Below are 13,669 nucleotides of genomic sequence, written 5' to 3' on the forward strand. Positions count from 1 at the left end.
TGGTAGAAATCGCCCTACCGGAGCGATGGTGGCTCAAGGACGCTGGATGAGTGAACCGTGATGTGAAGTCCGTGGCCGAGAAACCCGCAGTCGCACCTTCGTCAGAAGTACGACGGTGGTCCAGTGTGGCTGCATTGGTGCCCGGAGTTGCGTTGTGCGCCTTGGGGGCCACGGTCGCGCTGATAGCCGGTCAGTTCACCTCCGCCGTGAGTCCGTTGCTGATTGCGATCGTGGCGGGTGCGGTGTTGGCGAATACCGTCTCTTTGCCGGCGAAATTCCAACCTGGCCTGGCATTCTCGGCGAAACGGCTACTTCGGGTGGGTATCGCTCTGCTCGGGCTGCAATTGATGTTCTCCGACATCGTCGGTTTGGGCTGGGGAGTGATCGCCGTTGTGGTGGCGATTGTGTTCCTCGGTATCGCCGGGACCATGTATGCCGGAAAACTTCTCGGATTGAGTTGGTCGCAGAGAATTCTGATTGCCTGCGGCTTCTCGATCTGTGGCGCTGCCGCCGTGGCTGCTGCGGACGGTGTGGTGAATGCGCGAGAGGAAGAGTTGCTCACCGCTGTTGCGTTGGTGGTGATCTTCGGAACTCTGATGATTCCGACAATCCCACTGTTGGCCAACGCTTTCGGTATGAACGAGGTCGGTGCAGGCTTGTGGGCCGGTGGGTCGATCCACGAAGTGGCGCAAGTGGTGGCTGCCGGCAGCGCTCTCGGCGCCACCGCGTTGGGTGTCGCGACCGTGGTGAAACTTGCGCGCGTGTTGATGTTGGCGCCGGTCATGGCATTTCTGAGTATCCGGCAACGCAGGATGGTCGACAGCACTGCCGCCAAGCGTCCCCCGCTGATTCCGTTGTTCGTCGTGGCATTCATCGGCTGCATGGGCTTGCGCTCCACGGGCATCTTGCCGGATGAGCTTCTGGGGCTGGCGAAGACGGTGCAGACGGCGCTGTTGGCGGCCGCGATGTTCGCACTCGGGCTGGGGGTGCGGTTGAGCGTCATTCGTGGAGTTGGCGCCCGGCCATTCGTGCTGGCCGCGATTTCCACTGTGTGGGTGGCAACGATCGCCTACGTCGGAGTCGTGCTGGTCAGCTGATCGAGCGCTGAGTCCGCCACGCGCTCGGGCTCATCGAGAACTGAGTGCGAAACCAGCGCGAGAAACTACCCTGCGTCGAAAACCCGAGGTGCACAGCCACTTCGGTCAACGAATAGCGAGGGTTGGAGACAAATCGTTCCGCGAGGGAGCTTCGAACCGAATTGAGAACGGCCGTGAACGTATCTCCGGATTCGGCGAGATGACGGTGCAGTGTCCGCCGGTCGAATCCGAGACTGCGTGCCACCTGCTCGACAGAGCAGCGGCCGGTCGGAAGCAGAACTTCGATCAATTCCTTGGTGCGGCTGAGGGTATCGGAGGTTTCCGAGGCGGGAAGCGAGTCGAGGAACTGGCGAGCGTACGGCCGGAGTAACTCGTCGGAAAGTTGGTTAGCCGCATCCAGGTCGGCGGCGAAGAAAACGATGCCGGTGAACTCGTGATCGAATTCCACCGTCTCGCCGAGGATTCGCCGATGCGTGCTCGTGTCTTTCGGGGCATTGTGCGTGAATCCCACGCTGACCGGTTGCCATCGAGAACCCAGGAAACTTCGCAGGATCTGCAGCGTCGCGCCGACTGCGAGTTCGACGCTCTGTCTGGTGTCGACCGGTTCGCCGACCTCGAGCGAGATTCGCAGGGTGGCGAGTCCGTTGACCTCGTTCAATCGAATGCGTAATGACTCGTTGTACGTGTGCTCGTATCGCATCAATACGTCGAGCGCGCTCCTGACGTCTGGTTCTTCCCTGATGACCAAGCTGAGGGGACCGAGATTGGACAGTCGACGCAGGCCGGCGAGTAGAAGCCCGAAGTCTTCGTGTCCGGACTCCGCTGCCGATCGCTCCAGGAGCGATGCGATGGAGGCGGCCGGTACCCATTGGTCGGGGTTCGCCAGGCTTGCCGGGCTCAGGCCGACACTTCTCATGAGGGCCACAGCGTCCACGTCCACTGTTCGGCACAGGTCGACGTATCGGTTCAGTGACGCGTAGCGGGCGAGTGGCTTCATAGGGCCCCCTTTACTCGATGTCCCGAAATGTTGTGTTGTGTGTCTCGTCAAGTTAAGCATGTGAGCCGGATCTCACATAGTTTTGTTCACATCAGTTCGGCACGACCACGAAGCCGAGCACCGACTTCTGGAAGTTGTTGCGTACGAATACAGCTCGACCGTAATCGAGTCGAGCCCGCCCACAGAATTGGAGAGCATTGATGGCAAACGCCATTCGGTTCCACGAGATCGGCACACCGTCCGTCATGCGTTGGGAAGAGATCGAGGTAGGACGACCGGGCGCCGGAGAGGTTCGGGTTCGTCATGAAGCGGTGGGGTTGAACTTCGCCGACACCTACTTTCGAAGTGGCCTCTATCCTGCGCAATTGCCTGCCGGGATGGGCGTCGAGGGCGCCGGTGTGGTCGAAGAGATCGGCGAGGGAGTAGTCGATTTTGCAGTGGGGGACCGTGTGACCTACACCGGCAGTCCGCTGGGTGCGTACGCCACCGAGCGGATCATGGCGTCGTCCGACCTGATCGCGCTACCCGACGGCATCGCCTTCGACACCGCGGCCGCCATGACCATGCGAGGACTGACTGCCGCCTACCTTCTGCGTCGCATCTACCCGTTGAAAGCGGGAGACACCGTGTTGCTACATGCTGCGGCGGGCGGGGTTGGACTGATCTTCACCCAGTGGGCAAAACTGTTGGGAATCAAAGTGATCGGAACGGTGTCGAGCGACGAGAAGGCGAGCGTTGCCCGAGCTCACGGGTGCGATGAAGTCGTCATCTACACCCGCGAGGACGTCGTCGCGCGTGTCAAGGAGATCACCGGGGGCGTCGGCGTGCCGGTTGTCTACGACAGTATCGGGCAATCCACGTTCGACATCTCTCTCGATTGCCTTGCCAGGCGGGGGCTGCTGGTGTGCTTCGGAACGGCGTCCGGACCGACTCCGCCGATTCAGGCAATGCAGTTGGCAGTCAAGGGATCACTCTTCCTCACACGTCCGGCTCTCGCCGATTACATCGCGGATCCCGAAGAACGTGCCGAACTGGCGGGCGAACTGTTCTCACACGTCGAGTCCGGGCGAATCAAGATCGAGATCAACCAGCGGTACCCCCTCGAAGATGCGGTGCGTGCGCACCACGACATGGAGTCCGGTCGCAGTATCGGTTCCTCCGTCTTCTCCGTCTGAACCGAAACAGCACTTCCCAGAGGAATTGTCATGACCAACACCGCAACGCTCACAGAAAACCTTCCCTCGTCGAGGAATACGATCCGCGTCGAGAAATTGACCTGTTCGATCGGGGCAGAGTTGTCCGGGGTGGATCTCGGCGAGGTCGCGCGAGATGATGCACTCTTCGCCGAAATCAAGGCATTGTTGCTCGAACACAAGGTTCTGTTCTTTCGCGACCAGACCTTCTCCAAAGCCGAGCACGTAGAACTTGCCCAGCGATTCGGTGAACTCGAGGATCATCCGGCTCTGGGCAGCGACCCCGACCACCCGGGCCTGGTCCGCATCTACAAGGATCTGGACAGCCCGCCGGAGCATTTCGAGAATGCATATCACTGCGACGCCACCTGGCGCGTTAACCCGCCCATGGGATGTGTATTGCGTTGTGTGGAAACACCTCCTGTCGGCGGCGACACGATTTGGGTGAACATGACACTCGCCTACGAGAATCTGCCGGCGCGGGTCAAGGAGCAGATCAAGGATCTGCGTGCCAGGCACAGTATCGAGTCGACCTTTGGCGCTCGGATGCCGATCGAACAGCGGCACCAGCTGAAGGAACGCTTTCCCGACGCCGAACATCCCGTGGTACGAACACATCCGGAGACCGGCGAGAAGATTCTCTTCGTCAATTCGTTCGCCACACACCTCGTGAACTATCACACGCCCGAGAACGTCCGCTATGGAATCGATTACGCCCCCGGCGCCGGGAATCTGCTCACTTACCTGGCGAGCCAGGCTCAGATTCCCGAGTACCAGGTTCGGTGGCGTTGGAGCGAAAACAGCGTCGCGATCTGGGACAACCGTTCGACACAGCATTACGCGGTGCAGGACTACTGGCCCGCGGTTCGAAAGATGGAGCGCGCCGGAATCATCGGCGACGCACCGTTCTGATCTCTCTTCCCAGCCCCGAAGATAAATTCATTCACTCGATCGGAGTCACGCTATGCATTTCCACGACGATTCACTGTTCCCCGAAACCCAGGACAAGCTTGTCATCACCGTTGCTCCCTACGGACCGGAGTGGGAGCCGGACGATTTTGCAGAAGACCTCCCTCTGTCGATGGACGAGCACGTCCAGCAAGCCGTCGACTGCTTCAACGCCGGTGCCACAGTTCTCCACATCCACGTGCGTGAACTCGACGGCAAGGGCTCGAAGCGTCTGTCGAAGTTCAACGAGCTTCTCGGTCGCTTGCGTGAGGCCGTTCCCGAGATGATTCTGCAGGTCGGCGGGTCGATTTCGTTTGCCCCGGAGGGGGAAGGTGCCGATGCGAAGTGGTTGTCCGACGACGTGCGTCACATGCTGGCGGAATTGGAGCCGGCTCCCGATCAGGTGACGATCGCGATCAATACCAGCCAGATGAACATCATGGAACTGATGACCGACGACGACATCGCGGGTACGTCGATGCAGCGTCCGGAATTGGCCGATACGTATCGGGAAATGACTGTGCCCGCCGGTCCGGAGTGGGTGGCAGAGCACCTGCGCCGGTTGCAGGCCGCCGGAATCCAGCCGCATTTCCAGTTGTCCAGTATTCCGCAGCTCGAAACGGTGGAGCGGTTGATCCGACGCGGCATCTACACGGGTCCGGTCAACCTCACGTGGGTCGCAATCGGCGGCGGCTTCGACGGACCCAACCCGTACAACATGATGAACTTCGTCCAGCGTGTTCCCGACGGTGCGTGCCTGACGCTGGAAACGCTGATGCGTAGCGTCCTGCCGGTGAACACGATGGCCATCGCGATGGGCTTGCACGCTCGCTGCGGCAACGAGGACACCATCTGGGGCCGCAAGGGCGAGAAGATGACGTCGGTGCAGCAGATCGAGCAGTTGGTGCGCATTGCAGGCGAATTGGGCCGCGAGGTGGCTACGGCGAAGGAAGCTCGGGACATCTACCGGATCGGTGAGACGTATGCCGACACCGACGAGACGTTGGCGAAGCTGGGTTACGCGCCCAACCGCCGGATCGGCCAGCTGGGATTCACGCAGCACGCCTGAGTTCGCACCCTCTCGTACAACAGTTCCGGGGGTACGAACCGCGACGGTTCGTACCCCCGAATCCCCCCGTCTACCTCGAGTACTTCCTAGGAGAGTCATGGGACTGCAAGCTCCCGCCACGCCACGTGTGGACACCGTGCTCGGAATCGGCGGACGACGAAAGTTATACCCGTGGATCGTTTTCGCCCTGGCTTTCGGTCTTCTGCTCTCGGACTACATGTCGAGGCAGGTGCTCAGTGCAGTCTTCCCGATCCTGAAAGCGGACTGGGATCTCTCCGATTCGCACCTCGCCTCCCTGAGCAGCGTGGTGGCATTGATGGTCGGGCTGTTGACGTTCCCGTTGTCGCTGCTCGCGGACCGCTGGGGCCGCGTCAAGAGCTTGATCTTGATGGCGGTGTTGTGGAGTGTCGCGACGTTGCTGTGCGCAATCGCTCAGACCTACGAACAGATGTTGGGCGCCCGGTTCCTGGTCGGTGTCGGTGAAGCGGCGTACGGCAGCGTGGGTATCGCCGTGGTCCTCAGTGTGTTTGCGCCCCGCGTGCACGCAGCTCTTGCAGGTGCCTTCATGGCCGGTGGATCGTTCGGTTCGGTCATCGGTGTGGCAATCGGTGGGTTCATCGCAGTCCAGTTCAGTTGGCGGTGGTCTTTTGCCGCCATGGCAATCTTCGGTCTGATTCTGGTCGCGCTCTTCCGTGCCCTCGTCACCGAGAAGAAGCTCACCGCTTACGCCGTCGAGGCCGCGCCGGATGCCGCCGGGGAAGCGGTGAGACACGACGGTTTTCGTGCGCCGGTGTCCTCGCTGTTCACCAATCCCGCCGTGTTGTTCGCCTATATCGGTGGTGGTCTCCAGATGTTCACCGCCGCTGTACTTCTGGCGTGGTTGCCGAGCTTCTTCAATCGTTACTACGATTTGGCCCCGGACAAGGCCGGTGTCACGGCTTCCGTGTTCGTCCTCCTGGTCGGAAGCGGGATGGTGGTCTGCGGTTTCATCACAGATAGATTCAGCCGCGACGATTCGGCGCGAAAATGGACCACCGCCATCGTCTACTGCGCCATCTCGTTGGTGACGCTGAGCATCGGGCTCCGGTTGGGCACGGGGACAGCACAACTCGTGTTGCTCGGTATCGGTGCATTCTTCTCCGCCGGTTCGTCGGGGCCGACGGCAGCGATGGTCGCGAACCTTACCCATCACTCGATTCGAGCGTCGGCCATGGGAACGCTCACCGTCGCCAACAACCTTCTCGGGCTGGCGCTCGGTCCCTTCGTTGTCGGCATCCTCGCCGATCACCTGGGTCTTCTCGGCGCTCTACAGCTTTCGCCCTTCGTCTATGTCGTCGCGGCCCTCGCGTTGGTAGCCGGCAAGCGTGCCTATCCCGCCGGGATGAGGCGGCTGGCGACGTTGCAGAATCGGCCCGAGATCCCCGGCGCCACTGAAGTAACAGACGTTCGGAGCTCATGATGAATGAATCAACTACGGTAGTAATGGTTCCCGGTCTGCGGGATCATGTCGAAGATCATTGGCAGACTCACCTCGCGCGCAGGCTCGACATCGTTCTGACGGTTCCTCCCCTCGAGACCGACAAGCTCAGCCGCGATGCGCGGGTTGCGGCATTGAACGAGGTGCTGACAAGTGTCTGCGGGCCGGTGGTCCTGGTCGGGCACAGCGCCGGAGTCATGACAGTTGCTCACTGGGCGAGGGCGCATCATCGAGAGGTTGCGGGCGCACTTCTGGTCACGCCGGCGGATCTCGAACTTCCGCTGCCCGAGTCTTATCCGTCTCTCGAAGATCTCGACCGACACGGGTGGCTACCGATACCGCGTCAGCGTCTGCCGTTTCCGAGCACGGTCGCGGCGAGTCGGAACGATCCGCTGGCCGGGTATCGCCGAGTTGTGGGTTTGGCTGAAGGATGGGGGAGTCGGTTACTGGATCTGGGCGAGGTCGGACACCTCAATCCGGCGTCCGGATACGGGTATTGGCCGCGGGCGGAATCGTTGGTGCGGGAACTGCTCGAGTCGGTGTCGCGCGCTGCCTCGTCTCATGCCACGGATTCCGAGGCGCAGGAGGAACACAGTCGTGCTTGATCTTGCTGCTCTGCTGGAAGATTCGGCCCGGCGATACCCGGAACGGGATGCGCTGGTTCTCGGGGAAGCGAGGCTGACGTATGCGCAGTTCGACGCCTACGCGAATCGCATCGCCCATCTGCTCGTCTCGCGGGGTGTCGAGCCAGGTGACAAGGTGGCGTTGTCCTGCCCGAACGTTCTCGAGTTCCCGATCGTCTACTACGGCATTCTCAAGGCCGGCGGCGTCGTCGTTCCTCTGAACATTCTGCTCAAGGGGCGCGAAATCGCCTATCACCTGGCTGATTCGGAAGCAAAGCTGTACTTCTGTTTCGAGGGAAGTCCCGAATTGCCGATCGCTGAGTACGCCATCGCCGGGTTCGAGCAGAGCGAGACCTGTTCGGCCCTGATCGTGATCAGCGCCGAGTCGGGTGCACCGTCATCGATCCTCGGAGTCGAGACTCTAGGCGAAGCACTGGCATCCGTGTCCGGCACGGAAACGCCTGCAGTCGCGGTTGTTCGTGAACCGACGGACACCGCGGTCATCCTCTACACCAGCGGCACGACCGGAAAGCCCAAGGGCGCCGAACTCACTCACTGCAACATGGTCTTGAATGCACTGTCGACCAACCGGTTGTTCGAGAGCGTTCCGTCCATGCATGAGCGTTATCTCCTGACTTTGCCGTTGTTCCACTCGTTCGGCCAGACAGTGACCATGAATGCGGGAATCTGCGTCGGTGCCACCTTGGTGTTGATGCCGCGCTTCGATGCGACCGCGGCACGCGAGATCATGGAACGCGAAAAGATCTCGGTCTTCGCGGGCGTCCCGACCATGTATTGGGGACTGCTCGGCGTGCTGGAGGAGGTAGTGAAATCCGGGGTGGATATCGAGACCGTTGCACAGAACATGCGGTGCGCGATCTCCGGTGGTGCAGCGCTTCCCGTCGAAATCTTGACACAGTTCAGGGAACGCTTCGGTGTTCAGATCCCCGAAGGGTACGGGTTGTCCGAGACCTCTCCGTTGGCCTTGTTCAGTGACCCGGAGAGCGACCCCCGGCCCGGTTCGATCGGCGTGCCGATCTGGGGCGTCGAAGCGCGGCTTGTCGACGACTCTTGGCACACGATCGCCGGCCCCGATGAAGTGGGAGAGTTGGCCATTCGCGGGCACAACGTCATGAAGGGCTATTTCAACCGACCCGAGGCGACGGCGGAAGTCATGCGCGACGGATGGTTTCGCACCGGGGATTTGGCACGGGTCGATACCGACGGAAATTACTACATCGTCGATCGCGCGAAGGACATGATCGTGCGGGGCGGATTCAACGTCTACCCACGCGAAATCGAAGAGGTTCTGCTCACTCACCCAGCCGTCTCACTCGTCGCCGTCGTCGGGGTGCCGGACTCGAGCCTCGGCGAAGAAGTTGTCGCGTTCGTGATCCGAGAGCCGAGTGAAGAGATCTCCGAATCGGATCTCGTGGAATGGACGCGGGAACAGATGGCCGCCTACAAATATCCGCGTCGCATCGAGTTCGTGCCGTCGCTGCCGATGACGGCAACCGGAAAGATTCTCAAACGTGAACTGAATCAAGCATTTTCGATGGCCTGAGGAGATCGATGACTGACGTTCGAGCAAGTGAAGCTTTTCCCGTGACCCAGGCCATGAAGGATTCGGGTGGCTGGAATCCGTTGTGGGACGGACTTTCGGAGCTGGATCCCGAGTGGACCGAGCTGTACATGAAGACAGCGATGCAGCCCTGGAACAGCGGGGTGCTGTCACCTCAGGTGATCCAGTTGCTGTGCATAGCCGTCGATGCGGCGAGCACACACATGTACGCACCCGGCGTACGACGCCATATTCGCGCCGCGCTCGACATGGGAGTGACCCCGAAGGAGATTCTCGAGGTGCTGAAACTGACCACCGTCGTCGGGATTCATTCCTGCAATGTCGGCGTTCCGATCCTGATGGAGGAAATCGCGAACCGGTGAGGGCGGTCAGTCCCGCTCGCGGTTCTCCCGTTCCTCCCGCTGACGCTGGAGGAACGGGCTCGGGTTCTGTCCGCCGATCGGACCGTGGCCGAGGACTCCGTGCTCGTAGGCCGACTCCGCGTGCAGGGCAACGTCGATTCCGCGGGCCTCGTCTTCACGCGAAATGCGGAAGCCGAAGGTCTTGTCGATGAGCTTTCCGAGACCGTAGGTCACACCGAAGGCATAGAGCGCGACCACGACGACGCCGACGAACTGCTTGCCCAACTGCGCGAATCCACCGCCGAAGAACAAACCTTCCGGACCGCCTGTCATCACGGCCGTCGCGAGGAGTCCGATCAACAACGAGCCGACGATTCCGCCGACGAGGTGCACGCCGACGACGTCGAGGGAGTCGTCGTAGCCGAGCTTGTGCTTCCATCCCACGGCGTACGAGCAGACGATGCCGGCGATCAGACCGATGACGAGCGCACCGAACATGTTCACCGTTCCGCACGACGGGGTGATCGCGACCAGACCGGCGACGACGCCCGAAGCTGCGCCGAACGTGGTGGGGTGTCCGTCACGATTCTGCTCGACGAACAGCCAGCCGAGTAGTCCGGTGCAACCGGCGACGAGTGTGTTGAGGAAGATCTGCGAGGCCATACCGTCGGCCGCAAGGGCCGAGCCGGCGTTGAATCCGAACCAACCGAACCAGAGCAGGCCTACGCCGAGCAGGACGAACGGCAGATTGTGCGGACGCATCGACTCGGCCTTGAAACCCATCCGCTGGCCGAGGACCAGTGCCAATGCCAGACCCGACGCTCCGGACACGATTTCGACCACGAGGCCACCGGCGTAGTCGAGTGCGCCCATCTGGGCGAGCCATCCCTGCGGATTCCACACCCAGTGAGCGACGGGGACATAGACGAGCAAGGACCAGATGGGGACGAAGATCATCCAGGCGGAGAACTTCGCGCGGTCGGCGATCGCACCACTGATGAGCGCTGCAGTAAGGATTGCGAACGTCAATTGGAAGGTTGCGAACAACACTTCCGGGACATTCCCGTGCACCGTCGACGGGTCGATGCCCGCCATGCCGATGTGCTCGAGTCCGCCGATGATGCCACCGTGATCGTCGCCGAACACGAGGCTGTAGCCCACGAACAACCACGCAACCGTGACGAGTGCGATCGAGACGAAACTCATCATGATCATGTTGAGTACGCCCGTCGAGCGGACCATGCCGCCGTAGAACAGTGCGAGTCCTGGCGTCATCAGAAGTACGAGTGCAGTACTGACGAGCAACCAGGCAGTTGCTCCGGCATCGATGGTGGCGGGCACAGTTTTCTCCTCACGCACGCGGACCAGCCCGCGTGCACGGAACCCACGATGAGTGCGTGCGGTTTCCTCCGCACTGCGATTGTGTTGCGAACATGTTTCGGGAGAAGTCGGCGTTGCACCCGCACCGGACCACCTGTCGTGGGTCGCCGGTAGTCTTTGCGCGTGGCCCTGTACCGGAAGTATCGACCCGCGTCCTTCGCCGAGGTGGTGGGGCAGGAGCATGTCACCGCACCGCTCAGCACGGCCCTCGACACCGGACGCATCAACCATGCCTACCTGTTTTCCGGCCCGCGCGGCTGCGGAAAGACGTCGTCGGCGCGAATCCTGGCGCGTTCGCTGAACTGTGAGCAGGGACCGACGTCGACGCCGTGCAACGTATGCGACTCGTGCGTTTCGCTGGGCCCGGGCGGCACAGGCAACCTGGATGTGACGGAACTCGACGCCGCAAGTCACGGTGGCGTCGACGACACCCGAGAACTCCGAGACAAGGCGTTCCACGCACCCGCCGCATCTCGCTACCGCGTCTTCATCATCGACGAGGCACACATGGTGACGGCGGCGGGTTTCAATGCGCTGCTCAAGATCGTCGAAGAGCCGCCGGAACACCTCATCTTCATCTTTGCGACGACGGAACCGGAAAAGGTTCTCCCGACCATCCGTTCGCGTACACACCATTACCCGTTCCGCCTGTTGGCGCCGTCGACCATGCGCGGACTCCTGGAAAAGATCTGCGCCCAGGAGGGCGTACCGGTCGAGCCTGCGGTGTATCCACTGGTCATCAAGGCCGGCGGCGGTTCCCCTCGTGACTCGTTGAGTGTCCTCGATCAGCTGCTCGCGGGCGCAGGAGAAGAAGGTGTCACGTATCCGCGCGCTCTCTCTCTTCTCGGAGTCACCGACGTCGCGCTCATCGACGAAGCAGTAGACGCCCTGTCTGCCAGTGACGGGGCCGCGTTGTTCGGCACTGTCGATCGCGTGATGGACGCCGGTCACGATCCACGCCGATTCGCGCTCGATCTTCTCGAGCGCCTGCGTGATCTCATCTTGATGCAGGCTGTTTCCGACGCCAGCGAACGAGGATTGGTCGACGCTCCGGAAGCGGAGCTGGTCACGATGCGTGAGCAGATTCAACGAGTCGGCCCGGCCACGCTCACCCGCTTCGCCGAAACTGTCCATGCCGGACTCAGCGAAATGCGTGGTGCGACGGCGCCGCGGCTGCTGCTCGAAGTGATGTGCGCGCGAATGCTGCTGCCGTCGGCCTCCGACACCGAGTCAGCTGTATTGCAGCGGCTGGAGCGCCTGGAACAAGGTATTCCGGCTGCCGGAGTCGCGGCTGCTCCTCGCGCGGCAGCAACGCCGGCACCCACCGTGCCGCCGCTCGAACCGGAGATTGCTTCCAAGTTCCAACGGCCCTCTCAACGCAAGGCCGAGCCTGAGGCACGGCCGGAACCAGCCGCGCCTGCTCCAGCTGCGGCGCCGCCGGTTGTGGAGGCTCCTGTCGTCGAACCTCCGGTAGCGGCAGTTCCCGTCGTCGAGACTCCCACTGTCGAGATCGTGGAACCGCCGGTTGCCGAGGCTCCGGTGGTTGAAGCTCCGGTTGCCGAAGCTCCAATAGTTGAAGCTCCTGTGGTTGAACCACCGGTTACTGCTTCTGTCGAGGCGGAAGAGCTGATCGGGCTTGCCGAGCCGGAACCCGACTACGAGCCCGAGCCCGAGTTCGACGAGCCGGCGGTTGCCGAAGCTGCGCCGGTCTCGGCAGGCCCCACAGTCGAGACTCTCCGTGAATCGTGGAACACCTTGCGCAACAAGGTCGGTGAACGAAACAAGGTTCTTCCGGCCATGCTGTCCGCTGCGACGGTTCACGACGTGCGTGGACATGTCGTTGTCATCGCTCACGGCTCACCGGTCCTGGGTGCTCGTGTGACGCAACCGCACAACGCGGCGGTCATTTGCGAGGTCCTTGCCGAAATGTTCGGTGGCACTTGGCAAGTCGAGTATCAAGAAGGTGCGCCTACAGCGCCGACAGTATCGAGCGCAACCAAGGCGACAGAAGCTCCGAGCCGCCCTGCCGCTGCGCCCCGCTTCTCACGGCCCAGTCAGGAGCGCGCAGCGCAGCAGCCCAAGGCCCCGCAGCCCCAGCGCGGAGATTCGGACGACATTCCGCCGCCCGAGGCCCCCGACTATCCGGAAGACCCTGGACCGGCGCCTGCTCCTGAGGTCGACTACGAGGCAACTCCTCCGCCTGCAACGCCGGAGGACGAGGACGAGATGTTTGCGGAGGCGGCTGAGCCCGCTGATCCGACTGCCAGACGTGATCCCGAGGATGTTGCAAAGGAACTCCTCAAGGACGTCCTCGGAGCTCGCCGCCTCGAAAGCTGAGTTGCCGAGTCGGTCCGTGTGCGTGAAACAGCTGTCGGAATCCAGCTGCACCACTGTGTGATCGAATTGTTATAAGTGCCGTTCCCTTTGTGTGCGCGCGTCTCGAAAGCGCACCGGCTCGGCCTCGCAAAGCTGAATTGTATGTGGCTGGTTTGCTGGCACATTCGTTCGCTCAGTTCCGGTGTAACGAAACGTCGATTCGGACGATGGTCGCCGAAGAATATCTGGAAGTTCTCGTTGTCTGATGGGCATTCGAGTGCTGCTGTTAAATTTCGGTGTGTCACGAATGTTCAGATTGATAGTTGTCGGATGTTTGTTTTGCGGGGATCGACCAATTTGGGACATTCGGCGAATTGGCCACATGTTCGGCATTGCGGTATTTCGGTGCATATTCAACTGAATATTTGCCGATCGCGAGTAGATGGCGGCCGTGAAACCGGGATCCGGTACGGATGTTCAAGCAGGAGCATGACCGGTTGCGAAGCAAATAAGTAACTCCGAGTTACAGCTAACTCTCGATTGCTGTCAAATTGCTGAAACACGTTCATTGCGACGAACGACCTTTGTTATTTGTTTATGCCTTGAGGTGAATCTGCGTTTTACACACCGATGAGGGCGTGGTTAG

At 61.3% G+C, this 13,669-nt stretch carries 11 protein-coding genes; 9 read left to right on the forward strand and 2 right to left on the reverse strand.

All coding sequences use genetic code 11. The annotated features are described in order from the left end of the window. Positions 1 to 71 precede the first annotated feature (71 nt). Entirely contained in the window at positions 72 to 1,097 is a 1,026-nt protein-coding gene (locus tag M0639_RS01975; protein WP_172403520.1) for a YeiH family protein, read from the forward strand. Here the strand turns inward: M0639_RS01975 and M0639_RS01980 are convergent. Continuing rightward, positions 1,090 to 2,094: an AraC family transcriptional regulator gene (locus tag M0639_RS01980; RefSeq protein WP_007731570.1), complete on the reverse strand. Its 1,005-nt coding sequence runs from the start codon at positions 2,092 to 2,094 to the stop codon at positions 1,090 to 1,092. The genes M0639_RS01975 and M0639_RS01980 overlap by 8 nt on opposite strands. 200 nt (positions 2,095 to 2,294) lie before the next feature. Between M0639_RS01980 and M0639_RS01985 the strand changes: the two genes are divergently transcribed. The 7 genes from M0639_RS01985 (at position 2,295) to M0639_RS02015 (ending at position 9,348) form a co-directional block, all read left to right on the forward strand. Next, on the forward strand, positions 2,295 to 3,269 hold the full coding sequence (locus M0639_RS01985; protein ID WP_003943928.1) for a quinone oxidoreductase family protein: 975 nt from the start codon (positions 2,295 to 2,297) through the stop codon (positions 3,267 to 3,269). A 30-nt stretch (positions 3,270 to 3,299) separates the two neighbouring features. Further along, positions 3,300 to 4,199 carry a TauD/TfdA dioxygenase family protein gene (locus tag M0639_RS01990; protein WP_064073544.1) on the forward strand — a complete coding sequence of 300 codons (900 nt, stop codon included), beginning with the start codon at positions 3,300 to 3,302 and terminating at the stop codon, positions 4,197 to 4,199. 52 nt (positions 4,200 to 4,251) lie between these two features. Next, positions 4,252 to 5,304, forward strand: coding sequence for a beta-keto acid cleavage family enzyme (locus tag M0639_RS01995; protein WP_003943988.1), 1,053 nt, complete (start codon positions 4,252 to 4,254; stop codon positions 5,302 to 5,304). A 97-nt stretch (positions 5,305 to 5,401) separates the two neighbouring features. Then, entirely contained in the window at positions 5,402 to 6,763 is a 1,362-nt protein-coding gene (locus M0639_RS02000) for an MFS transporter (RefSeq protein ID WP_064073543.1), read from the forward strand. Further along, positions 6,763 to 7,386, forward strand: a complete 624-nt coding sequence (locus M0639_RS02005) for an RBBP9/YdeN family alpha/beta hydrolase (protein WP_064073542.1) — start codon at positions 6,763 to 6,765, stop codon at positions 7,384 to 7,386. Before M0639_RS02000 ends, M0639_RS02005 begins: the two co-directional genes overlap by 1 nt. Next, entirely contained in the window at positions 7,379 to 8,968 is a 1,590-nt protein-coding gene (locus tag M0639_RS02010; RefSeq protein ID WP_064073541.1) for a long-chain-fatty-acid--CoA ligase, read from the forward strand. Before M0639_RS02005 ends, M0639_RS02010 begins: the two co-directional genes overlap by 8 nt. A gap of 8 nt (positions 8,969 to 8,976) precedes the next feature. Then, entirely contained in the window at positions 8,977 to 9,348 is a 372-nt protein-coding gene (locus tag M0639_RS02015) for a carboxymuconolactone decarboxylase family protein (RefSeq protein ID WP_020905896.1), read from the forward strand. A gap of 6 nt (positions 9,349 to 9,354) precedes the next feature. Here the strand turns inward: M0639_RS02015 and M0639_RS02020 are convergent, their stop codons facing one another. Next, positions 9,355 to 10,668, reverse strand: coding sequence for an ammonium transporter (locus tag M0639_RS02020; protein ID WP_003943791.1), 1,314 nt, complete (start codon positions 10,666 to 10,668; stop codon positions 9,355 to 9,357). 162 nt (positions 10,669 to 10,830) lie between these two features. Here M0639_RS02020 and M0639_RS02025 point away from each other — a divergent pair, with 162 nt between their 5' ends. Beyond that, positions 10,831 to 13,044 (forward strand): DNA polymerase III subunit gamma and tau, encoded by a 2,214-nt coding sequence (locus M0639_RS02025; RefSeq protein WP_064073540.1) that lies wholly within the window; start codon positions 10,831 to 10,833, stop codon positions 13,042 to 13,044. The last annotated feature ends 625 nt before the right edge of the window (positions 13,045 to 13,669 follow it).

The sequence above is a fragment of the Rhodococcus qingshengii JCM 15477 genome (genome assembly GCF_023221595.1).
GTDB lineage: Bacteria > Actinomycetota > Actinomycetes > Mycobacteriales > Mycobacteriaceae > Rhodococcus_F > Rhodococcus_F qingshengii.